The 21,771-nt window shown below is 60.0% G+C and carries 21 protein-coding genes; 6 read left to right on the forward strand and 15 right to left on the reverse strand.

Going from position 1 to position 21,771, the window contains the following annotated elements:
• From ACN0WW_RS14590 to ACN0WW_RS14605, 4 genes are read right to left on the reverse strand one after another with little or no spacing between them, the layout of a single operon-like run.
• Complete coding sequence (locus ACN0WW_RS14590; RefSeq protein ID WP_417613602.1) at positions 1–1,248, reverse strand: NAD(P)/FAD-dependent oxidoreductase; 1,248 nt, start codon at positions 1,246–1,248, stop codon at positions 1–3.
• 24 nt (positions 1,249–1,272) lie between these two features.
• Positions 1,273–1,680: a DUF6691 family protein gene (locus tag ACN0WW_RS14595; RefSeq protein WP_417613603.1), complete on the reverse strand. Its 408-nt coding sequence runs from the start codon at positions 1,678–1,680 to the stop codon at positions 1,273–1,275.
• The gene (locus tag ACN0WW_RS14600; protein WP_417613604.1) at positions 1,677–2,117 is read right to left on the reverse strand and encodes a YeeE/YedE family protein; all 441 of its coding nucleotides are present in this window, start codon (positions 2,115–2,117) and stop codon (positions 1,677–1,679) included. The genes ACN0WW_RS14595 and ACN0WW_RS14600 overlap by 4 nt, the downstream gene beginning before the upstream one ends.
• On the reverse strand, positions 2,117–3,034 hold the full coding sequence (locus ACN0WW_RS14605; RefSeq protein WP_417613605.1) for an MBL fold metallo-hydrolase: 918 nt from the start codon (positions 3,032–3,034) through the stop codon (positions 2,117–2,119). The genes ACN0WW_RS14600 and ACN0WW_RS14605 overlap by 1 nt, the downstream gene beginning before the upstream one ends.
• Before the next feature lie 100 nt (positions 3,035–3,134).
• Here ACN0WW_RS14605 and ACN0WW_RS14610 point away from each other — a divergent pair, with 100 nt between their 5' ends.
• Genes ACN0WW_RS14610 through ACN0WW_RS14620 form a run of 3 tightly spaced genes read left to right on the forward strand, consistent with a single transcriptional unit; the run spans position 3,135 to position 5,054 of the window.
• The gene (locus ACN0WW_RS14610; protein WP_417613606.1) at positions 3,135–3,767 is read left to right on the forward strand and encodes a peroxiredoxin; all 633 of its coding nucleotides are present in this window, start codon (positions 3,135–3,137) and stop codon (positions 3,765–3,767) included.
• Positions 3,764–4,162, forward strand: a complete 399-nt coding sequence (locus tag ACN0WW_RS14615; RefSeq protein WP_417613607.1) for an ArsR/SmtB family transcription factor — start codon at positions 3,764–3,766, stop codon at positions 4,160–4,162. Before ACN0WW_RS14610 ends, ACN0WW_RS14615 begins: the two co-directional genes overlap by 4 nt.
• 16 nt (positions 4,163–4,178) lie before the next feature.
• A complete protein-coding gene (locus tag ACN0WW_RS14620; protein ID WP_417613608.1) occupies positions 4,179–5,054 on the forward strand; it encodes a class I SAM-dependent methyltransferase in 876 nt (291 codons plus the stop codon).
• Between the two features lie 93 nt (positions 5,055–5,147).
• On the opposite strand, the gene ACN0WW_RS14625 is transcribed toward ACN0WW_RS14620, so the two are convergent.
• The 3 genes from ACN0WW_RS14625 to ACN0WW_RS14635 form a co-directional block, all read right to left on the reverse strand.
• Complete coding sequence (locus tag ACN0WW_RS14625) at positions 5,148–7,007, reverse strand: diguanylate cyclase (protein WP_417613609.1); 1,860 nt, start codon at positions 7,005–7,007, stop codon at positions 5,148–5,150.
• A 347-nt stretch (positions 7,008–7,354) separates the two neighbouring features.
• Positions 7,355–8,044 (reverse strand): YoaK family protein, encoded by a 690-nt coding sequence (locus ACN0WW_RS14630; protein ID WP_417613610.1) that lies wholly within the window; start codon positions 8,042–8,044, stop codon positions 7,355–7,357.
• A 117-nt stretch (positions 8,045–8,161) separates the two neighbouring features.
• Entirely contained in the window at positions 8,162–8,983 is an 822-nt protein-coding gene (locus ACN0WW_RS14635) for an AraC family transcriptional regulator (RefSeq protein WP_417613611.1), read from the reverse strand.
• 132 nt (positions 8,984–9,115) lie between these two features.
• On the opposite strand from ACN0WW_RS14635, the gene ACN0WW_RS14640 reads away from it, so the two are divergent.
• The 3 genes from ACN0WW_RS14640 to ACN0WW_RS14650 all read left to right on the forward strand — a co-directional run bounded on the left by ACN0WW_RS14640 (position 9,116) and on the right by ACN0WW_RS14650 (position 12,178).
• Positions 9,116–11,275, forward strand: coding sequence for a TonB-dependent receptor (locus ACN0WW_RS14640; RefSeq protein WP_417613612.1), 2,160 nt, complete (start codon positions 9,116–9,118; stop codon positions 11,273–11,275).
• A gap of 71 nt (positions 11,276–11,346) precedes the next feature.
• Positions 11,347–11,745, forward strand: coding sequence for a hypothetical protein (locus tag ACN0WW_RS14645; protein ID WP_417613613.1), 399 nt, complete (start codon positions 11,347–11,349; stop codon positions 11,743–11,745).
• Positions 11,746–11,773: 28 nt separating this feature from the next.
• On the forward strand, positions 11,774–12,178 hold the full coding sequence (locus tag ACN0WW_RS14650) for a hypothetical protein (protein WP_417613614.1): 405 nt from the start codon (positions 11,774–11,776) through the stop codon (positions 12,176–12,178).
• Between the two features lie 52 nt (positions 12,179–12,230).
• Here the strand turns inward: ACN0WW_RS14650 and ACN0WW_RS14655 are convergent, their stop codons facing one another.
• From ACN0WW_RS14655 to ACN0WW_RS14690, 8 genes are all read right to left on the reverse strand, one after another.
• Complete coding sequence (locus ACN0WW_RS14655) at positions 12,231–12,611, reverse strand: cytochrome o ubiquinol oxidase subunit IV (RefSeq protein ID WP_417613615.1); 381 nt, start codon at positions 12,609–12,611, stop codon at positions 12,231–12,233.
• The gene (locus ACN0WW_RS14660; protein WP_417613616.1) at positions 12,608–13,234 is read right to left on the reverse strand and encodes a cytochrome c oxidase subunit 3; all 627 of its coding nucleotides are present in this window, start codon (positions 13,232–13,234) and stop codon (positions 12,608–12,610) included. Before ACN0WW_RS14660 ends, ACN0WW_RS14655 begins: the two co-directional genes overlap by 4 nt.
• Positions 13,231–15,336, reverse strand: a complete 2,106-nt coding sequence (locus ACN0WW_RS14665) for a cbb3-type cytochrome c oxidase subunit I (RefSeq protein WP_417613617.1) — start codon at positions 15,334–15,336, stop codon at positions 13,231–13,233. Before ACN0WW_RS14665 ends, ACN0WW_RS14660 begins: the two co-directional genes overlap by 4 nt.
• Positions 15,333–16,277 (reverse strand): cytochrome c oxidase subunit II, encoded by a 945-nt coding sequence (locus tag ACN0WW_RS14670; RefSeq protein ID WP_417613618.1) that lies wholly within the window; start codon positions 16,275–16,277, stop codon positions 15,333–15,335. The genes ACN0WW_RS14665 and ACN0WW_RS14670 overlap by 4 nt, the downstream gene beginning before the upstream one ends.
• A 102-nt stretch (positions 16,278–16,379) precedes the next feature.
• Complete coding sequence (locus ACN0WW_RS14675) at positions 16,380–18,095, reverse strand: thiamine pyrophosphate-dependent enzyme (RefSeq protein WP_417613619.1); 1,716 nt, start codon at positions 18,093–18,095, stop codon at positions 16,380–16,382.
• Positions 18,096–18,149: 54 nt separating this feature from the next.
• On the reverse strand, positions 18,150–18,956 hold the full coding sequence (locus tag ACN0WW_RS14680; RefSeq protein ID WP_417613620.1) for a class II glutamine amidotransferase: 807 nt from the start codon (positions 18,954–18,956) through the stop codon (positions 18,150–18,152).
• On the reverse strand, positions 18,949–19,914 hold the full coding sequence (locus ACN0WW_RS14685) for a mechanosensitive ion channel family protein (RefSeq protein ID WP_417613621.1): 966 nt from the start codon (positions 19,912–19,914) through the stop codon (positions 18,949–18,951). The genes ACN0WW_RS14680 and ACN0WW_RS14685 overlap by 8 nt, the downstream gene beginning before the upstream one ends.
• Complete coding sequence (locus ACN0WW_RS14690) at positions 19,911–21,536, reverse strand: FMN-binding glutamate synthase family protein (protein ID WP_417613622.1); 1,626 nt, start codon at positions 21,534–21,536, stop codon at positions 19,911–19,913. The genes ACN0WW_RS14685 and ACN0WW_RS14690 overlap by 4 nt, the downstream gene beginning before the upstream one ends.
• Positions 21,537–21,771: the final 235 nt, after the last annotated feature.

The following is a 21,771-nucleotide window of genomic DNA, read 5'->3' on the forward strand; positions in this document are numbered from 1 at the left end:
TCAATCCGATCCGATGCGGTGCGGTTTGACCATCCACTCGCGCCCCTTCAGCATGCCATGCCAGTAGACCGGTGGCAGGATTGTGTCCTTGAGCAGCCACGACAGCCGCGATGGCCGCGTACCGTCGATCAGCCAGTTGGGGAAGCTTGGCAGCAATTTGCCGCCATAGCCGAATTCAGCCAGCACCACTTTGCCCCGTTCGACGGTCAGCGGGCAGCTGCCATAGCCATCATAATCGGCGACGGGTGGCTTTCCACGGAGCGCAGCCAGCGCATTGACGGCAACGATTGGTGCTTGCTTGCGGACCGCCGCCATTGTCTTGGCGTTGGGTGCGGCGCAGGCGTCGCCGAGCGCGAAAATATTGTCATATTTCGGGTGGCGCAGGGTAGTCGGATCGACATCGACGAAGCCGCTGTCCGCAGCCAGCGGGCTGGAGCGGATGAAATCGGGCGCCATCTGTGGCGGCACCACATGGATCATGTCGAATTTTACGTCCGCTCTCTTCGTTTCTTCGCCCTGCTTCTGTTCGAAGGTTGCAATCTGCGCCGGACCGTCGATGCCGACCAGCTTTGACTCCAGGTTCAGATGGGCGTTGTAGCGCTCGACATATTCCATCAGCGCCGGCACATATTCCTGCACGCCGAATAGCGCCGCGCCGCTGTTGTGAAACTGTACGTCAATCTTGTCCAGGACGCCGGCCCGTTCCCATCGGCTGCACGAGAGATACATCGCCTTTTGCGGCGCGCCGGCGCATTTGATCGGCATCGGCGGCTGGGTGAACAGGGCGGTGCCGCCGGTCATATTCTTGACCAGCCGATAGGTATAGGGCGCGAGGTCGAAGCGATAGTTGGACGTGACGCCGTTTTTCCCCAATGTTTCGGTGAGGCCGTCAATTGCCGCCCAGTCGAGCTTGATACCCGGACAAACGATCAGCACGTCATAATGTATCTCCTGCCCGTCGGCGGTGGTGACGGTATTATTGTCGGGATCAAAACTGGCGGCTGCCGACCGTATCCATTCGGCGCGGGCCGGGATCAGGTCTTTCTCCTTGCGATGGGTAAATTCTGCGGAAAAGGCCCCGCCGCCCACCATGGTCCAGCCGGGCTGGTAATAATGGTCTTCGGCCGGGTCGATAATCGCCAGCGATATCCTGCCGTCGCGCTTCAGCATGCTGGCGGCGGTCGCAATGCCGCCGGATCCGCCGCCGACAATGAGCACATCATATCTCCTGGTACTTTCGATTGTCATGGCGGCGTCCTTTCGAAAATCTGTTCAGCTGGTGGCGCGGTGAGCGAGCATGCCCGCCAGCAATGCGGCGACAAAAGCGAGGGCTGGAAATGGATTGATGGCTAGGTCGGCCAGTCCAGGCCCCGGGCAAAGACCGCTGATGCCCCAGCCGGTGCCGAATAATATTGCACCGATCGTCAGCTTGCGATCGATCAGCGTTGTCGCCGGGAGAGAGAAATGCGCATCGGCCAAGGGCTTGTCGAGCTTTCGCTGTATGATCCAAGCCAAGGCCATCGGAATCATTGCGCCGCCCATGACGAAGGCGAGCGTGGGGTCCCAGGCGCCAAAAAGATCGAGAAAGCCCTGTACTCTAGCGGGATCGGCCATGCCCGAAAAAGCGAGGCCGGCGCCAAAGAGTGCGCCGGCGAAAAGGGCAACCACTATCTGCTTCACAAGAAACCTCCGGCGCGCATCAGGGCTACGGTCGCAAAGCCGCTCATCATGAAGATGGCGGTGGCGGTTAACGAGCGCGGGGACAGGCGTGACATGCCGCAGACACCATGGCCGCTGGTGCAGCCAGAACCCAGTCGCGTTCCGTAGCCGACCAGCACACCGCCGATGAGAAGCGGAATGATTGAGGACGGAAAGCGGGTTTCGACGCCGCCCACTAGCGAGGACATCAGAAAGGCACCCACCGGCAAGCCGACAACGAAGGCGATGGCAATGCTGCGCGGTGCGCCGCTATCGGCTATCCCGGTGGCGCGCGCGGTCAGACCGCTGACGCCCGCGATACGGCCCAGGCCGAGCAGCATGATCGCTGCGGCGATACCGATCATAAGGCCGCCGATCAGACCCTCGAGTGGCATGGCCTGAGGAAATACGGAGCGCATCAGACGGCGTTCAACGGCACTTTGAGATAGCGCACGCCATTGTCTTCGGCCGGCGGCAAATGGCCGGCCCTCATATTGACCTGCACCGACGGCAGGATCAGGCGCGGCATGTCCAGCGTCTTGTCCCGTTCGGTCCGCATTTTTACAAATTCGTCTTCGGTAACGCCGTCATGGGCATGGATATTGTGCTTGCGCTCCTCGGCAACGGTGGTTTCCCAGACATATTCGGTCCGGCCCTCCGGCAGATAATCGTGGCACATGAACAGGCGGGTGGTGTCGGGGAGCGACAGGATCCGCCGCATCGACCGGTAGAGCTGCCGGGCATCACCGCCTGGAAAATCGGCTCTGGCGGTGCCGTAGTCGGGCATGAACATCGTATCGCCGACAAACACCGCATCGCCGACGACATAGGCAATGCAAGCCGGTGTATGGCCGGGCACGTGCATCACAGTGACATCGATCGAGCCGATCTTGAATGAATCACCGTCGGCGAAAAGACGATCAAAATCCGATCCGTCCCGTTGAAATTCAGTGCCGGCATTGAACAATTTCCCGAATACAGTCTGCACTGTGACGATATGCTCGCCGATCGCAATTTTCCCGCCGAGTTTTTCCTGCAGATAGGGCGCGGCCGACAGATGATCCGCATGGGCATGGGTTTCGAGCAGCCATTCGACCGTCAGTTCCTGTTCCCTCACATATTCGATCACCTTGTCGGCGGATTCGAATGATGTGCGGCCGGAGGCCGGGTCAAAGTCGAAAACGCTGTCGATGATCGCGGCGCATCGCGTGCCCAGATCATGGACCACATAGGTGACGGTATAGGTTGCGGGATCGAAAAATGCCTTGATCACGGGAATATTTTTCTGCGCTTGGGAAATCTGCTCTGTCGCTTGCATCAGGGGCGAATCAACCATAGATAATTCCTCATATTCATATTTACATAAACTATGTAATACAATATATGGCTTGCGTCAATATGCGAGCATTGGCATTTTGCAAGAGAGGGTGAAGTTCATGACAGACGCGGTGCAGATAGAGTCCGGTTCGCTCCGTATCGGCGATCCCGCACCAGATTTTCAGGCGCGGACAACCCAGGGTCCGGTCAAGCTGTCTGACTATCGCGGGCGCTGGCTGATCTTCTTCTCGCATCCGGCCGATTTTACCCCGGTATGCACCACGGAATTTGTCGCGTTGGCGCGCCAAGAGCAGCGGTTCGATGCGCTGGACTGTGCATTGCTCGGCCTGTCCGTCGACAGCCTCTATTCTCATCTGGCCTGGGTGCGGGCGATTGAGGGCAGGTTTGGCGTCAAAATATCGTTTCCGATTGTCGAAGACCCCAGCATGGCGGTTGGCCGCGCCTTTGGCATGATTGATGAACATGCTGCCGATTCAGCGGCGATGCGGACAAGCTATTTTATCGATCCGGAGGGCGTTATCCGCGCGACAACCTGTTACCCGCATAATGTTGGCCGGTCGGTTGAGGAGATGATCCGGATGCTGGCCGCGCTGCAACTGACCGATCAGCATGACGTCCTGACTCCGGAAGGGTGGCAGCCGGGCGATGATGTTCTGGCGATTCCGCCGGAATCGGCGGTCGATATAAGCGATGATGGGGACTGGTTCTGTCAGATGGTGAAGAATCCGTGACGGCGATTTTTGAAAGCCGTGACCGCGCCGATGCGGCTACCGAAAAGCTGAAAATATTTGCCCAGCCGCAGCGGCTGATGATCCTCTCCTACCTGCTCCGCGGTGAACGCAATGTCAGTGAGATCGATGAAGCGACGGGTATCGGACAACCGGCGCTCAGTCAGCAGCTGGCGGCTTTGCGGCAGGCGGATGCGGTCAAAACCAGACGCCAGGGCAAACAGATTTGCTATGATCTTGCCGATGAATCCGTTCGCCTGTGTATGCGGACAATGGAGGCATTGTTGGCGGAGCAACCGGATCCGCAACAGGTTATGAAGGCGGCTACCACGAATGATGCCACAACGGACCGGCTAGCGACCGGCAGCGGCACAGCCGGATTCGCGAAAATTTTATAGAGCAGGAAAATTGTCGATGGCCAATGATAGCATGGATCAAGGGCAGCAGCCTGAGCAGTTGAAAACCGAAGACTGGGCGGGTGGCCAGGGGTTGAAATGGCTGGCCAATCTTTCCCTGTTTGAAGAGATGATCGCGCCGATCGGCGATGCTTTGCTGGCGCGGGCAGATTATCACGCTGGTGAGACGGTGATTGATCTTGGTTGCGGAGGCGGTGCAACAACGCTTGCGATCGCGGAAGCCGTGGCGCCGACGGGGAAGGTTATCGGTGTCGATATTTCCCCCGATCTGATCGGCGCGGCAAGGGAACGCGCGGAAAAGAGCGGCGCATCGCATATCGGATTTACTTGCGCTGACGCCTCGACGGTCCAATTGCCCGACGGCCCCTATGACCGCCTGTTCTCGCGCTTTGGCAGCATGTTCTTTGAGGGTCCGGTCAGCGCCTTTTCAAATTTGCGCGGACTGATCCGCGAGGGTGGCCGGATTGACATGGCGATATGGGGCCCGCCGCGCGATAATTTGTGGATGATGGAAATGATGGGCGTGTTGCGCAATCATGTTGAAGTCCCTCCTGCGGTACCGCGGGCGCCCGGGCCATTTGCCTTCGAAGATCTCGAGTATTTCGCGGAGGTTATGGATGGCAGCGGATTCCGCGATGTCGATGTTGCGGCCTATGAAGGCCTGCAACCGGTCGGCGGGGTAGGCGCGACTCCGGACAAGGCGGTCGCTTTTGCTTTCTCGGCCATGGCTTTTGGTCGTGTATTGGATGAGGCAGGTGACGCGGTCGCGGCGGCAGCCAGCAAGGAACTGCACGACGTTTTCGCTCGGCATCATGTGCCCGGAGAGGGCGTGATGATGACAGGCAAAGCCTGGCTGGTGTCAGCCATCGCCTGAGCTACGACTGAGGGAAATCAGTGAGGCATCGCAACCGTATTCCGCGCAGGGGCGATCTATAAACGCCTTCGCCGATAAACTGCGGTAAATGGCTCAGGAGACCCATTCGGAGCGGTTCCGCCCGTCATCTTTCGAAACGTAAAGGGCCTTGTCCACGATTTCCAGGATGGTTCGGTGCCCCTCGACGCTGTCATCGGCGTCGTTCGGGATTGTCATTGCCCCTGCACTGACCGTTAGAGTGCCGAGGGGGCTTTTCGTATGAGGGATGCCCATCCGGGCTACGGCTTGCACCGCGCCGTCGACCGCGCTGCGCGCACCCTCCGTGGCCAGGCACGGAATGATGGCCGCGATCTCCTCTCCCCCATATCGGTAAATCGAGGCGCCGGGTAAAGCAGCACTGATCCCGGAAACAACACGTTCCAGAGCCCGGTCGCCAGCCACATGACCGTAGTGATCGTTGAAAGGTTTGAAAAAGTCGACGTCGAACAGCGCAAGCGCGATGGCAGTGCCTTCCCTGGCATCAAGCACCGCCTGACGCAGATCCTGGTCGAATGCGTGTCTGTTCAGCGCTCCGGTCAACGCATCCTTGCGGCTCTGGTCCAGTAGCCGCTGGTTAGCCAGTTCCAGCGCCAGGGTCCGTTCGGCAACGGTGCGCTCCAATCCGCTTCGCATGTCGTCCACCTTTTCGGCCATCTGACGGAAGGTACGCGCGAGGGTTCCAATCTCGTCATTGCGGCGAACCGGCAGGTCGTGGTCGCTGCCTACAATGGAATCATAGTGACCGTCGGCCACATAATCCGCTGCCTGAGTGAGTTTCTTGATTGGCGCAGACACACAGGTCCGCAGAACCAGGATGGCCGTCAGGATAAATGCTCCGAACAGAACGGCGATGAGTATGAGTATCGAGCCGGCAGAACGCAGCGCACGGGCCTCCACCTGCGCTTGGGGGTGGACCGTAACCAGCCACCAGTCCGGCCCTTCGATGCGTGTGCTGGCGATGTAGGCATTCAACTCTCGGCCGAAAACGACGTTCGCTTGATCGGCTCCCTCGGGATCGGCCTCGATCAACCTGCGATAGATGTCGCTCAGGGCAGGATTGCCAGCTTCCTCGATTTCGATCTGACCGGCACCTTCAGGAAGGCCTTCGAGACCTTTGGGATATGCGACAAGCATGCCGTCGCGCGACAGGATGAGGTCATACGTTCCGTCAGGCTCGCCATTTACAACGTCCCCGACGAGATCGGTAAGGCTCACGTCCAAACTCGGAGTGAACAGATGGCGTCCCTGCCAATCGACCGGTTTTTGGTAGGTTATCGTCCAGTTCGACGCTGTGGAGTCGAAATAGAGTCCGGTCCAAACCGGTTTGCGATCGGGATTATAGGCTTGCAGCGTGGATCGAATCACCGACCCGTTGGTCATATTCAGATCGCTCGCCGCATCCAGACCCCACGGTACATCGGGCCAGTGGATGATCAGCGCGTTTTCCGGCAAGCTGGCGTGAACATTGGCGAATCCCGCCGATGCGCCTGGTCCAAACCGGGCCACAGTCTCGTAGGTGAGAATGAGGCGGCGCTGTAATTCGCGCGTCAGCGGCGGCCGATTTCGTGCGATGAACCCGGACACGCCTGTACGACCGAGGCCCGCATCTCCCGCCTTTTGGGTTTGCGAGAAATATTTTTGGCGAAGGCGAATGGTCCCATCACCGGGGCGATAGAAATAGTCGAAAAAATTGTCGGCGGATGCGACGTCAGGATCGGAATAGAGCGCGAGGAAGCTGTCGGCCATACGATCAGCCATTTCCTCCGCGAGCAGGAAGCGTTTGCTTTCGAAGCGTCCTCGCAGCTCGATCTGCGTTTTCCACTCGGTAATCAAAGTGTTCTCCGCCACGTTCTTGGCGGCATGGAAAGAGTAAAGTGCGACGACCCCTGCGGCACACAAGGCCAGCACGATCATGCGGAACGCGACTTTGCGCGTGAAAGACACATGCTTGCGAGCGACAGCATGTTCGGCGGAGCGATAATACTCGCCAGAAACAAAATTGCCTTCGTGCTTCACAAACTTTCGACCCTCACAACGCCAGAGCCTCACAGCGCTACGTGGCTATGGTTAATATTTCCTTTCTCGCCCAACCGGGAACCGGAAACCCGAATGTGATACTATGCTGGGCCGGGCGCAGACGATGTGCTGGCAGCAGCCAAGGTCGCCAAGGCCGTTCTGCATTGCGGCGGGGGGCGCTCGGTATTCTGGTCAGCGATGAAAGAAGAAATGTAGGCGCGGTATCGGCATCCGCACGAGGCGGCTCAACCGTGTGTTTCAATGGTGTCGGAATGGCCATCCCTGGTTTCGCTGGCTGCCTCCAGCCAACCGGCGCCGTTCGACAACGCGAGCAGCATCACAGCGAGCGCAGGTCCGGCCAGGGCGAAAACCAAGCCGATCTTCAGCGTTACGATGCTTCCGACGACGGCCCCGATAAGGATCGCGCCCCAGATGCTGAGCGGCAGCAGGATTTGCTTCCATTCGCCCCGCCCCGAAAGGGCGTCGGCAATGTCGGATCCGATGGCCACGGCCGCTCCGCTAACGAACGTATGTACCGTAAAGCCGTTTCTGCCCTGCAGAGCGCGGTTGATCATTCCCATGCTAAACGCGAGAATCACCAGCAGTCCGTAGTCCCTCCATCCGGACAGTGCGCCCGCCACTGCCAGCCACAGCGCACCGGCAACGGTTGCCAGAGCAGCTGTCTCCCGAAAACGCGTCCCGTCATTGATCAGGCGCGTGATGACCGTGCCCCCGATGAACATGAGGACGACGCCTGCGACCATCGCGGCCAGGGCCAGCTTGCCGGAGACGAGGTCGGTTACAACCTTGGTAGAGTTGCCGCTCATGAAAGATGGAAAGGCCCGCACCGAGCCGACCAGAGCAAGAAAGCCGACCGCGTCGACCCACCCGGCTACGCTATTGAGAGTGAAGACGGCCTGCTTACGCGTTATCACTGTTATTTACCCTTCAATGTGCCGGCGCGTCATGCATCGCCGCTTTGCTTCCGCTTGCTCGATGCATTCGCCCGACAAGGTTGGACAGGTTCCATCTGCCATGATCGCCAGCCGTTTCTATCGCGCGTCATGATCGTGAGGCGCAGGCCCGCGTCGCTCGAGCAGATAGCGGCTTGGCGGCTTGCCGACCATCTTGCGAAACATGGTCACGAAACTGCTGGCGCTTTCATAGCCGAGGTCCATGGCGACGGCCTGGACCGTCTGGCCGGCGCTCAGACTGCGCAGGGCGAGGATCACATGCAACTGACGGCGCCAGCGACCGAAACTCATGCCCACTTCTTCGGCCAGCATACGGCTCAGGCTCCGCTCGCTGAGCGCGACGCGGGAGGCCCACTGTCCGACAGTCGCGCGATCCGCAGGGGCCGCGATCAACAGGTCGGTGAGTCTCTTCAGGCGCGGATCGCCAGGGATCGGCAGGCGGAGGTCTTCGACCGGTGCCATGGCCAGCTCATCGAAGATAACCGATACGATACGGCCGTCCGGACCGTCGACGTCATAGAGCTCTGGCAGTTCGGTGGTCCGCAACAACAACTGACGCAAAAAGCTCGACACCGTGATCGTGCAGCATTCCTCCGGCAGGTTTGCAGCCTTGGGAGGGTCTATGAAGAGCGAGATACACTCGACCTCGCCAGAGCCGAAAACCGTATGGGGCAGCCGCCCGGGGATCCATACCGCGCATTGCGGCGGCACGATCCATACAGCGTCCTCAATTTCGCAGTTGATGATGCCAAGAATCGTGAAAATCAGTTGCGCTTTCTCATGATGGTGTCGTGGCGATTGCTCCAGCGTCTCGAGATTTGCGACGGCGTTGGCCGCGACGAGCGCGCGGGGAACTTCATCAACATAGGAAAGCCAGTCGGTGCGGACGTCTAACTGCATCAAAAATCTCGGTGTTATAAATTTGGCCGGATTAAAACATATAATGGCGGGATTGCGCAATCTTATTCGGCCGATTCAGTCTATCCCGTTGGTAATGCGAATCATTCGCAATTTTATCAAACAGGATGACTAGTGACTGAATCGAATATGTATAAGCGATCGGCGAGCCCCCTATCCCTGCTCGCGATGGCCCTTGCTTCGGGATGGGGCTGTACCGCGCAGGCGCAAACGGCGTCGGTAGAGACAAAGGTCGCTCAAACCCATGGCGACGCCGATGGTACGGGCCTCGCTCCTATCGTGGTCACGGCCAGAAAGACGAACGAAGATCTCAGCGATATCCCGGCCAGCATCACCGTGGTTTCTGCCGACAGCCTGAGGGCCGCGCCCTTCGATCCCGGTGCCGCCATCGCCCGCAACTCGCCCAATGTGCAGTGGGTCAACCGGGCCACAGGGTCGCAATTCTTCTCCATTCGCGGTGTGAGTTCGCTGGGGACACCGGTTAATTTTGCCGATGGCACGGTCGCCTTCAATGTGGATGGTGTGCCGAACAGCCTGATGAGCGCCTCCAACATCCTGCTCGATGTCGACCGCATCGAGGTCCTGCGCGGCCCGCAGGGCACGCTGTGGGGCAGCAATGCGCTGGGCGGTGCGATCAATGTCGTGACCAATCAGCCGGACGGCACGCGCGATATCCATGTGACCGCAGAGATCGGCACGAACGGCTATCTCATGGGTGAGACGGTCATGGGCGGCAATCTCATCCCCGATACGCTGGATGGCCGCGTGGCCGTGCGGTTTGGTCATCAGGACGGTGACGTAGACAGCCTGTTCACCGACGACCTTGGCGAGCGCGATATCGCGGCGGTGCGTGGCGGGCTGCGCTTCACGGGACTCGACGATACGACGGTCACGCTGACCGGCAGCTATTTGCGCGACGAAGGCAATGCGCCCTTCTATCTCCTTCGCAATACGCCGGACTTTCCGCTCAGCGGCACCCTGACCGAACCGAATTCGGAGGCGACCCAGGGCGGCGGCACGCTGACCATCGAGCATGAATTCGACGCACTCCGTTTCACCTCCGTCAGCGCCTATCAGTATAATAAGCTGGTCGGTGAGACCGACAATGCGGACAAGCTGCTCTATGACCAGATCGGCTTTCCGGCATTCAGCGCGCGCGGCCGCCTCGTCGATAGAGAGGATATTTTCAGCCAGGAGCTTCGGCTGAATTCGCTGGAAGGCGCTCCCGTCCGCTGGGTGATCGGCGCCAGCGCCTCCCGCACCGAAGGCACGCGCACATGCGTCAGCGCGCAATGCGCGCCCGCCCCTTATTTCGATACCATTGCGATGAGCACTGGTCTCAACAGCACCAATCTTGGCCTGTTTGCCGATATTTCGATACCCTTCGCCCGGCGCTTCGAGTTTTCGGTCGGCGGACGGCTGAATTATGATGACATCGAAATCAAGCGCAGCAACTCGGACAATATTGCCGCTCTCACAGGCTCGGATTCGACCTCGCAAACCTATCCGACGGGCCGGGCGGCGCTGTCTTACAATTGGTCGGATGACGTCCAGACCTATGTCTCGGTGGCGCGCGGCCACGCCACGCGGGTCTATCCCCTGTTCGGCTATCCGATCAATGGCATCGTGGCCGATCCCTATCCGGCGGCGACCGGCTGGACCTATGAAGCCGGCATCAAGGCGAGCCTGCTCGACGACCGCGTCGAGTTCGATGCCAATGTCTATTACAATGATATCGCCAATGGGGTGCTGACCTATATCGATCCTGCGCTCGGGGCGTTCCGCACCACCTATCAGGATTATGAGACCAAAGGCTTCGAGCTGCAGGCCCGTATGCTGATCACCGATGGGCTGACCTTTACGGGCGGCCTCGGCTACACGCACAGCGAGCTCGGTCCCAATGGTGCCAATATCAACACTGTCGCGGGGAATGAGGTTCCCAACACGCCGGAATGGACGGCCACGACCGGACTGCAATATGACGCCCTGGCCAGCGTCCTCAATCTGCCGGGCTCGCTGTCCCTTGGGGTGCAGTATCAGTTCACCGGCAGCCGGCCCGCCGATATCGACGAGTCCTTCGATCTGAAATCCTACCATATTGTGGACGCCCGGATTGGCTGGACGAACGATGCGAACAATTTCGAAATCTATGCCTTTGGGCGCAATCTCTTCGACGAACGGGCCGAAACATTCGGGTCGCTCTATCTGGGCGTCGAAACCGTCGCCGTTGGACCGGGCCGCATCATCGGGCTCGGCGTCAGCAAGAGTTTTTGACCGGTCATGGATATCATCCGGCCATCCCTATCGCTCGCCATGATCGAGCAGATTCAGACAGGAGTTTTTACATGACCGACACTAGCCCCCTCAAGCTCGCCCTCGCTTGGCTCATCCCGGCGGTCGGTGCCGTGTTTTTCGTCACCATCCAGAGCTTCTCTTTTCTGAACGCCTATGTCGCCAGCGGCGGGACGATCGAGGGGATTACTTTCGACCCTGCCGCGATGTGGGGCATTGTCATCTTTTACGGCGCCTGGGTCCTCCCACCCCTCCTGGCGCTGGCCGGCAAGCGTGCAACGGACTGGGCAATGCTCGTCCTTGGTGGTTTCCTGTTCACCATGAGCACGCTTGCCGGCGTCGTCGACGGATTGCGTGACGGCAGCCATCTCGTTGGACTGGAGCTGTTGGCCGTAACGCTTCCCGGCCTGGTCGCGCTCATTATGTCGTGGCGGCACATCCGCTCAAACTGACACCATCCATCCCTGCAAGGAGAGAAGCATGCCTTTGGATATTACGAATTTCCCACATGTGTGGATGAGCTATGAAGAAGCGCCCAATCACGATCATGAAGAGGATTTCGCGGCGTTGGAGGCGAGCTTCAAGCGCGGCGCGCCGTTCGTGATCCTGACCGATAACGCGCCGAGCGAAGACCATGATCACAGCCATGACGACAAGAAGCGCACCATGCTGTGGCTGAAGAAGCACAGGACCGAATTGCGGACACTGGTGCTGGCGATGATCGTGATCGAGCCGAGCACGGCGAAGCGCATGGCCTTCAAGACGTTCGGCGTCGCCTTTAGCAAAGTCTGGGGCTTTCCGATGAAGCTCACCTCTTCGCACGAGGAGGCCTTGGAGGTCGCAGCAAAATTGCTTTCCGAGACCACCGGGGCGGCAACGGCCTGACCAAGAACCGGCTGGCCGAATCCGACACCGCTCACCTGCGAGCAGCCGAGGCTCAGGGCATCGGGGTTTCGTGGATGGCCGCGGCATCATCGCCAGCCTGATGCATGCGTCCGCCAAGATCGGACATGATATACCAGGTGCCGCCCGCCATGATCGCCAGCAGGGCAACCGAAAACAGCACGAGCAGCAGGTCTTCTTCCGACTGTCCGCCCGAGAAGTTGAGGTGGAGGAAGTTGCGCAGATGCGCGATGATCTGCAGCAGCGCCGCGCCGCAAATGAGGATGACCTTCCACGTGGTCGGAAGGTCGGAGAGCAGAGCGGCGAAGGACCCCGCCGTTAGCAGCAGGCTGACCGCGAAGCCGGTGGCATAGCTTTTGATTTCGCTGGCCGCGCTGTCCTGCGGGTCGAGTTCTCCGGTATTGGGCTTGGTCATGCGAGGGGCACCAGGAAGACGAAGGAAAAGATACCGACCCAGATCAGGTCGAGGAAATGCCAGAACACGCCGAGCATCGACAGGCGGACTTTCACTACGTCATCGACGCCGCGCGTTGCGATCTGCCCGATCATGGCGAGGATCCACAGGATACCGGAAAAGACGTGGAAGCCGTGCAGGCCCACCAACGCCCAATAGGAACTGAGCCAGCCGCTTACCTGCGGGATGCCGCCCTTGTCGGCCGCACTGATAAAGTCTCTGACCTCAAAAAACAGAAAGCCCGCGCCGAGCGCCGCGCAGAGGAGCAACCATGCGATCAGCTTGCTGCGGCCATGATCATATTTCATCGCCAGCGAGACGCCACCATAGGCCACGCCGCCGATCAGCAGAAAGACCGTCTGGATCGCGACGCTTTTGATATCGAACAGGTCTTTCGGCCCAGGTCCACCGGCTAGCCCCATGGGATTGAGATAGGAGGCATAGGAGGCGAAGAGGATGCCAAAGATGATGAGGTCGCTCATCAGGAATACCCAGAAGCCGAATACCGTCTTTTCGGCTTCGGCATCTGCATCGCCATGCGTTTCGCCGAGGTTCAGTCCGGGATAGAGGCCGTTGTCGCTCATCCTGCAAACTCCGATATGTCGGGGACGCCGCGGTTGCGTTCGCTCTCTTCGTCGGCGCGGGTGACGGGGGGAAGGTTCGCGACCTGCTCCCGGAACCTGCGATCCTCTGCCTCGACTTGCGCGGCCGGAATGATCCGGGGTTCGATCACGCGCATCCCGCGCAGCGCGATCATGCCGGGAATGGCAAGGACGCTAAGGATGGCGAGCCACCAGATATGCCAGACCATGGCAAAGCCGAGCGCGAAAGACGCCCCCGCGATCAGCAGCCCGTGTGCGGTGTCGGCGGGCATTTCGATGTCGGTATATTCGGCGGGCCCCTGCCACGGGTCGCCGGCGCGTTTTGTCTCGCCCCAATCGTGACGCGCCTTCACATGCGGTATGCAGGGGAAGGTCCATTCGGGCACGGGCGCGGGCGTCGACCATTCGAGGGTCGAGCCGTTCCAGGGATCGCCGCCGGGCACGGCCAATGCAATCCGATTGCGATAGCTGGTCCAGAAGGTCCAGACGAGGCTGGCAAGCGCACATAGCATCAGTACGCCGCCGAACGCGGCAATATACATCCACGGCATGAAGTCCGGGTTCTGGAATGTGGGCGAACGGCGGGGCATGCCCATCAGGCCCAGCACGTAAAGCGGCATGAAGGTGAAGATGAACCCGCCGACAAACAGCAACGCGGTGCGGCGTCCCCATGTCTCGCTGAGGCGGAAGCCAAAGGCCTTGGGAAACCAGTAATGGATGCCCGCCAGCATTCCGTACAGGACGCCGGGGATGATCACATTGTGGAAGTGCGCGACGAGGAAGGTCGAGTTATGGACCTGATAGTCGATCGACGGATTGGCCAGGATGATGCCCGATAGCCCGCCGATCACGAACAGCAGGAAGAAACCCGTGAGATAGACGATCGGCGCGGTGATCCGCACCCTGCCCCGCCACATGGTCGCCATCCAGTCATAGATCTTCACGCCGGTCGGGATGCCGATGACCATCGTCGCGATGCCAAAGGCGATGTTGACGCCAGCGCTCTGGCCCATGGTGAAGAAGTGGTGCAGCCAGACGGTAAAGCTGATCACCGCGATGCTCATGCTGGCAATCACCAGCGAGGTGTAGCCGTAGAGGCGCTTGCCCGAGAAGGTCGAGCTGATTTCGGAGAACACGCCGAAGGCCGGCAGGATCAGGATGTAGACTTCGGGGTGGCCGAACATCCAGAAGATGTTGGCATAATTCATCATATTGCCGCCGGCCGCATTGGTGAAGAAATGGAAGCCCGCATAGCGATCAAGCGCCAGCATCACGCTCGATACGGTCAGCGCGGGCATCGCGTAGATCAGCATGATCGCGACGCACAGGCTGGTCCAGCAGAACAGCGGCATGCGCATGAAATGCATACCCGGCGCGCGCTCCTTGAAGATCGTGACGGCGAAATTCATTCCTGTCAGCGTCGATCCCATGCCCGATATCAGGATCGCCCACAGCCAGTAATCGACGCCCTCGTCGGGGCTGAACGCGATCCCGGTATAGGGTGGATACATGGTCCAGCCGCCCGTGCCGAAATCGCCGACCAGTAGCGAGACCATCACGAGCCCCGCCCCCGCCGCTGTCAGGCCGAGGCTGACCTGGTTGAGGACCGGAAAAGCCATGTCGCGCGCGCCGAGCTGTTGCGGCAGGACGAAATTGATAAGGCCGATCAGCAGCGGCATGGCGACAAAGAAGATCATAATCGTTCCGTGCGTGCTGAACAGCTGGGCGAAGTGATCGGGCGCGACGAGGCCGCTTTCCGGCTCGCTTAGCGTGCCCAGCGCGGTCGCCTGATGCGCGCGAATGACAAAGCCCTCAATGATTCCGCGCGCCAGCATGACCAGCGCGAGCGCGATATACATGATGCCGATCTTCTTCGCGTCCGGCGAGGTCAGCCAATTGCGGTAGAGCGGCCCCCACCAGCGCATATAGGTGAACAACGCCACGCCCGCGATCGCGCCAAGAACCAGTACACTGGCCGCCCCCGCGCCGATGATCGTGCTGCTGTCCACATGGTGCAACAGGTCGGTATATGGTGTGACACTCCAGTCAAGATTGCCGAAGATCGGGCTGGTCTTCCCGCTCATTCTCCCGCTCCCTTGCTGTTGCTTTGCGGCAGGCCGGTGCCGCCCCAGCGTTCGCCGGCGGACTTCTCATTGTGGTACTTCGCCACGATCTGCCGAAAGATATCCGGCTGACCCAGCGTCATGATGATCGGCTCGGCGCGCTTTGCCAGCCCCAGGTCGCCGCGTGCATCGGTCAGGACCGTCTGCCGACGCAATGTGCCGTACGTGCTTTCATCGAGCGTCAGCCCGCTTTTGCCGCGCGCGATCCATGATGTATAATCGGCCGGAGCCAGTGCCCGAACGGTAAATTTCTGACGGCCGAACCCATCGCCGTTGAACTGCGTGTTCTCGCCCTCGGCCTCGCCGGTTCGCGTGGCGGAGAAATTCAGCTTCGTCGTCATCCCCGGCATCGCGTAAATCTGACCGGTCAGCGGAGCGATCAGCAGGCTTTGCATCACGGTGTCGGTGGTCAGCGTCAGCTCGACCGGCCGCCCGACAGGAACGGCGAGCTCGCCGACCGTCGCAATGCCCTCGTCGGGATAGATAAACAGCCATTTCCAGTCGAGTCCGATCGCCTGCACCTGCAGCGGGTCCGGCCCGATCTGCTTATAGGGGTCCAGTTTTTCGGTCGAATACCAGAGCCAGCTTGCCAGCACCGCGACCACCAGCACCGGCACGCCCCACAAAGCATATTCGAGCCCCTTCGAAAATTCCCATTCGGGCGTATAGTCGCCGCGCGGCTTGGCATAGCGATAGCGCCAGAGGATGAAGGGAACCCCGACAAGCACGGGCAGGATCACGACCATCGTGATCCCCACGACCCGCAGCAGATGCGTGAATTGCTCTTCGGCGACGGGACCCATCGGCTGGAGAAAGCTTTGCTGAAGCGTCCCGGATGCCGCCAATGCTTCCGGGCCGATCAACGCCAGCAGGCAAACCGTACTGACTTTAGCCCAAGACACAGAATATCGCTCCACCGGATTTCCCCGGAATGCTGGTGAGTTTTGGTCGGTACTTTCTTTCCAGCGTCCCGGCTGTCGCGATCGAATTATCTGCCGTGAAGGTCATCGCAGGAAATTGTTCCTCAGCAGGTCCACGACTTCCCGGGTCCGTCCGTCGAGCACCGCTTTGACGCCGAACAGGGCCGTCCCGGCAACCTGAGAAGCCTCGATCTTGGGCGGCATTACCAGTTCCATCTGATTGACTTTTACATCGAGCAAGCCCGGTCCGTCGTGTCGCAGCCAGGCATCCATCGCCGTCTCAAGGTCATCGGCATTCTCGACATGCCATCCGGCAAAGCCGCAGGCTTCCGCCAGCTTGGCGAAGTCGGGATTGTGCAGGCCGGTATAGTGATCGACCAGCCCTTCGACGCGCTGTTCCATCTCGACAAAGCCGAAGCTATTGTTGTGGAACACCACGAGCTTGAGCGGGATATCCTCCTGCACCAGCGTCAGCAATTCGCCCATCAGCATGGTCAGGCTGCCGTCGCCGCACATCGCGATGACCTGGCGGTCGGGATAGGCGAGCTTGACGCCCATCGCCTGCGGCATACCGCTCGCCATGGTGCCATGTAGCAACGTGTTGAGAAAGCGCCGCTTGCCGTTGGCCTTCACGTGCCGCAGCATCCACACCATCGAGGTTCCCGCATCGGATACGAAGATCGCATCGTCTGCGGCCTTGGCGTCGAGCATATTGGCCACGAATTGCGGGTGGATCAGCGCGGGATCGTGTTCCTCGCCCTCTTTCACATAACCCTGCAGATCTTCGTTCCACTGCTTGCGCTGCGCTTCAAGGTGGCTGTCGTCGGACTTCGCCCCGACCATTGGCAGCAGCGCGGCCATTGTCGTCTTCGCATCCCCGACCAGACCGAGATGGATGGCCGACCGCCGCCCGAGATGGGTGGGGTCAATATCGATCTGGGCGATCTTCTTCGCGTCCGGATAATATTGGGTATAGGCAAAATCGCAGCCCAGCGTGATGACCAGATCGGCATCCTCCAGGGCTTCCACGCCCGCCTTATTGCCAAGAATACCGTTCACCCCGACATTGTAGGGATTATTCGGTTCCAGGAATTCCTTCGCGCGGGTCGTGTGCACCATCGGTGCCTTCACCTTCTCGCAAAAGGCCATAATCTCCTCGCGCGCATCGCGCGCACCGATCCCGGCATAGACCGAAACCTTGCCCGCAGCATCGACCATCGCCGCGAGCTCGGCCATCTCGGCATCGTTCGGCCGGCAGATCGACTGCGGGCGATAGACCTCCCAGTCCATCTTATCGTCGTCGGTTTCGGTGAACATGTCGCCGTTGACGATGACGACCGCCACGCCCTTCCTAGTGAGCGCGGCCTGCGCGGCCTTGGTCACGATGCGGCGGGCCTGCGAGGGGTGCGAGATATATTCGCAGAAATGCGAGTGCTGCTCGTAAATCTTCTTCTGGTCGACTTCCTGCGGAAAATTGAAGCCGCTTTCGGTGCGCGCGACATCCGAGGCGATCAGCAGAACGGGCGCACCGTTGCGATGGCTTTCGTAAATGCCGTTGACGAAATGCAGCGAGCCCGGCCCGCAGGTCCCGGCGCAGACCGACAGTTCGCCGGTCATGTAGGATTCGCCCCCGGCTGCGAAGGCCCCGGCTTCTTCATGGCGGACGGTGATCCAGCGCAGGTCGCTTTTGGCTATGGCGTTGGTAAAATGATTGATGGTATCGCCGGGAATTCCATAGACCCGCTTGGCTCCGGCCTTCTGCAGGGCATCGACAACAATTTCCGCCACATTCTTCGACATATTCTTCCTTTCACTTGAGAGATCGGCAATCCGCAACAGGCCCGTGCATGAGTGTCAGCTCATGCATTGCGAAACAATCTCTCCGTCTTTCAATACCATTGCCGTCCCGCGCGGCAGTGGCGACCAGCCCTCTGGATCCAGCGGTACCGATGCAAAAAGATGCAGCGGGCCGGAGACTTCCTCAATACTGGCTCCCCGCGTCTGCCAGCGATCGCCGCGATTGTTTCCGCCGAAAGAGCGGATATTCAGTCCCGGTTCGCGCGGTTCGGTCAACCCGTCTTCGGTTTCGAAGCGCCGCCGGTCGGCGTGGACGAACAGATGCTCGCCGTCATAGAACAGGAAATTGGCGCTTCCCAATTCGCGCATCTCTGCGGCGAAACGCGCGAACACATCGAGCCGCGCCGCGGCATCGGTCGATCCCGAAATGCGCAGCCGATCGAGCAGCATCAGGAAGGCCAGTTCTGAATCCGTTTCGCCTATACGGTGCGGGATGAATTTGTGTGCATCCCCGCGATCCTCGATGCCTGCCAGGTCCCCGTTATGGGCAAAGGCATTGCGCTTGCCCTGCACGACGCGATCGAAAGGATGGGTGTTTGCCAGCGCAGGCTCTCCGGAAGATGCCCGGCGAACATGGGCCATCAGATGCTTGCAGGGGCGCTCGTTGCGCACCACCATTTGCGATAGTTCGCTGGTCGCCGCCGGATCGGGTTCGCGGAACAGATAGGCATCGCGGTCCTGCGCGAAGAGAATGCCCCAGCCATCCCGATTGCGATGCTTCTCGCCACCTTCGGCGGCGAAGAGATCGAGTTCGTAGCGGACCGTGTGCGGCACCGCTGCACTCATCGCAAATAATTCACACATTGGGGTTACTCCGGCTATCGTCAGTTGAGGATCCCGCGCGTTCGGTAGAGACCGCGCCGCTCAGCACGACGTTCTGATAGGCGTAGGGGATTTCGATGCCCGCCTCGTCGAACCGCTTCTTGACCTGTTCCAGCAGGTCGAACTCGACCGCCTTGGCCGTCGAGGCATCGGCGCACCACGCGCGGAGAGACAGGTCGACGCTGGAGGCACCCAGGTTGACCACAGGGCATCCCAGAACTTCTTCCACATCGTCATGCGTGCGCGCCAGTTCGAGTATGATGGCGCGCGCCTTGTCGATATCGGAATCGTAACCGATGGAAATGGTCGGCGTGATCATGACGCGCAGGTCCACCGAGGACAGGTTGATCATGATCTGATTGGCGATCGTCCCGTTCGACAGCACGATGCGCCGGTTATCGAACGTCCGCAGCACGGTGTAGCCGAGCGACAGATCCTCGACGATTCCGGTTTCCAGTCCTGTAGGTGTGGTCAGTTGCAGCCGGTCACCCCGGCGAAACGGCTTGTAGATTACTAGGCTGATCCCGGACACAAGATTGCCGAGCGTGGATTGCGCGGCGAATCCGATCACGACGGAAACGATGCTGACGCCGGCCAGCAGCGAGGTCGTCAGCTTGTTGAGCGCGGGCACCGCGTGGCAGAACAGCAGCGCCAGCACGATCCACATGATGAAGGTAGCCAGGTTCGAAATGAAGCTCAGCGTCATCCGGTCGATAAGTTCGTTCGGATCGTGATCGATCAGCGCGTGGATCGCCCGGCGCAGAAGTCTGGTCAGCACCAGACCGAAGAGCAGGAACAGGATGCCGAGTGCCACCGCACCCCAGAGGTGGTTGGGATTGATATAATGTGTCAGACTAGCCAGCGCCCGCGAGCCGCCGTCGGTTGTGGGCGACGAAGGGGCCGTCGGCTTTGGACTGGAAAACGTCGCGAGGCCTATCACGCAAGCGGCCGGAAACTATCTGGATCCGCCATCCGCCAGTATTCGGCGAAGGGTGTGTCGTCCGGTTCGTGCAGCAGCTTGCCCGGCTGCACCTCGTGTACGATTTGCGACCAGGGAATCATTTCGGCATTGTTTTTCCACTGGCGCAGGTGACGCGGCGTGAATTCGTCAGGCGATTCCAGGCCGCACGCCACGACGATATCGTGGAGGCTGTCGAGCGTCTTTGACTGGAAATTGGCCACGCGCTCGGCCTTTTCGGGGATAACCAGACCGCGCTGGCGGGCGGGTGAACTGGTCGCGACGCCGGTTGGGCAGGTGCCGGTATGGCAGCGCAGCGACTGGACGCAGCCCAGCGAGAACATGAAGGCGCGTGCCGCATTGCACCAGTTTGCGCCCAGCGCCGCATTCATCGCGATCGAGGAGCCGGAGAAGACCTTTTCCGAAGCCGCCAGCTTGATCTTGTCCTTCAGGCCGGTACCGATCAGCGCATTGTTCACGTAATGCAGGCCGATGCGCAGCGGCAGGCCGACATGGTCGGACAGTTCAAGCGGTGCAGCACCGGTACCGCCGCCACCGCCGTCCACGACGATGAAATCAAGTGTAATGCCGCTGTCGATCATGGCCTTGCAGATCGCGAACACTTCGTGCGGCATACCGACGCACAGCTTGATACCAACCGGCTTTCCGCCCGAAAGCTCGCGCATCTTGGCAGCGAATTCCAGCATTTTGCGCGGCGTCGAGAACTCCGAGTGGCCGGGAGGCGAGAGGCAATCCTCATGCGCCGGAACCTGGCGGGTGTTGGCAATTTCTTCCGTCACCTTGGCCGCAGGCAGAAGTCCGCCGTGACCGGGCTTGGCACCCTGGCTCAGCTTGATCTCGGTCATCTTGACCTGCTCGTGCTGCGACTTGTCGCCAAAGGCGCCGGGATCGAAATTTCCGTCCTTGTCGCGCGCGCCGAAATAGCCCGAGCCCAGCTCCCACACGATATCGCCACCATGTTTGAGGTGATAGGGGGACAGCCCGCCTTCGCCGGTGTCATGATAGAAATCACCGATCTTCGCGCCCATATTGAGCGCCTCGATTGCATGATTGCCGAGCGCGCCAAAGCTCATGGCGCTGATGTTCAGCCGGGCCGCATCATAGGGCTTGCTGCACTGGTCCGTCCCGACATGCACCCGCGTGCGCTTGGGCGCCTTCGGGTTGGGATTGATCGAGTGGCACAGCGCCTCATATTCTTCGGAATAGACGTCCAATTCGGTGCCGAAGGGATGCGCGTCTTCCTGCTTCTTGGCACGGGCGTAGACAAGCGAACGGGAAACCCGGTCATAGGGTCGCCCTTCCAGCGGACCTTCGACGATATAGCTGCGCAGGAAGGGCCGGAGATCCTCGAACAGCCAGCGGAAACGGGCGGTCAGCGGATAGTTGCGCCGCAGCGAATGGCTGGTCTGCGCCATGTCCCACAAAGCGATCAGCAACAGCGGCACAGCGATGGCCAGACCCCAGAAAAAGCCTTCGTGCACCAGCAGTCCCAGGCCGACGAGAGCGAGCGCAAGCGCAAGCGGTATCCAGAAGCCGAGATTTCTCTCCAGCCCCTTATCTGCAAACAACCCGCGCACCAGCATCAGAATTTCCTTTATGTCGTCTCTGAGCTGACTGGTAGTGCCGTGCGCGCGGCATGTAAAGATGAACGAACCACCGCTCTTAATCTACTCCAAGAACGGAACTGTTACATTCAAATGCTTGGTGATTGCCGAGCAATCTCCCAGTCTGGTTTTGTGCCGGAAAGCGATATTAGGGAACGCGCTGCTTGCGAGATGTGGCTGTGGTAATCTGCCAGCCCCGATTTACCACAGCGCA

Source organism: Parasphingorhabdus sp. (genome assembly GCF_048269865.1).
GTDB lineage: Bacteria > Pseudomonadota > Alphaproteobacteria > Sphingomonadales > Sphingomonadaceae > Parasphingorhabdus.

What these genes read in the sequence shown, in the direction of transcription:
- ACN0WW_RS14660 (WP_417613616.1), bottom strand. Translation starts at nt 13,234, where the DNA reads ATGAGCGACAACGGCCTCTATCCCGGACTGAACCTCGGCGAAACGCAT.
- ACN0WW_RS14645 (WP_417613613.1), top strand. Translation starts at nt 11,347, where the DNA reads ATGACCGACACTAGCCCCCTCAAGCTCGCCCTCGCTTGGCTCATCCCG.
- ACN0WW_RS14590 (WP_417613602.1), bottom strand. Translation starts at nt 1,248, where the DNA reads ATGACAATCGAAAGTACCAGGAGATATGATGTGCTCATTGTCGGCGGC.
- ACN0WW_RS14600 (WP_417613604.1), bottom strand. Translation starts at nt 2,117, where the DNA reads ATGCGCTCCGTATTTCCTCAGGCCATGCCACTCGAGGGTCTGATCGGC.
- ACN0WW_RS14635 (WP_417613611.1), bottom strand. Translation starts at nt 8,983, where the DNA reads ATGCAGTTAGACGTCCGCACCGACTGGCTTTCCTATGTTGATGAAGTT.
- ACN0WW_RS14610 (WP_417613606.1), top strand. Translation starts at nt 3,135, where the DNA reads ATGACAGACGCGGTGCAGATAGAGTCCGGTTCGCTCCGTATCGGCGAT.
- ACN0WW_RS14680 (WP_417613620.1), bottom strand. Translation starts at nt 18,956, where the DNA reads ATGTGTGAATTATTTGCGATGAGTGCAGCGGTGCCGCACACGGTCCGC.
- ACN0WW_RS14665 (WP_417613617.1), bottom strand. Translation starts at nt 15,336, where the DNA reads ATGAGCGGGAAGACCAGCCCGATCTTCGGCAATCTTGACTGGAGTGTC.
- ACN0WW_RS14605 (WP_417613605.1), bottom strand. Translation starts at nt 3,034, where the DNA reads ATGGTTGATTCGCCCCTGATGCAAGCGACAGAGCAGATTTCCCAAGCG.
- ACN0WW_RS14655 (WP_417613615.1), bottom strand. Translation starts at nt 12,611, where the DNA reads ATGACCAAGCCCAATACCGGAGAACTCGACCCGCAGGACAGCGCGGCC.
- ACN0WW_RS14620 (WP_417613608.1), top strand. Translation starts at nt 4,179, where the DNA reads ATGGCCAATGATAGCATGGATCAAGGGCAGCAGCCTGAGCAGTTGAAA.
- ACN0WW_RS14650 (WP_417613614.1), top strand. Translation starts at nt 11,774, where the DNA reads ATGCCTTTGGATATTACGAATTTCCCACATGTGTGGATGAGCTATGAA.
- ACN0WW_RS14625 (WP_417613609.1), bottom strand. Translation starts at nt 7,007, where the DNA reads ATGATCGTGCTGGCCTTGTGTGCCGCAGGGGTCGTCGCACTTTACTCT.
- ACN0WW_RS14675 (WP_417613619.1), bottom strand. Translation starts at nt 18,095, where the DNA reads ATGTCGAAGAATGTGGCGGAAATTGTTGTCGATGCCCTGCAGAAGGCC.
- ACN0WW_RS14690 (WP_417613622.1), bottom strand. Translation starts at nt 21,536, where the DNA reads ATGCTGGTGCGCGGGTTGTTTGCAGATAAGGGGCTGGAGAGAAATCTC.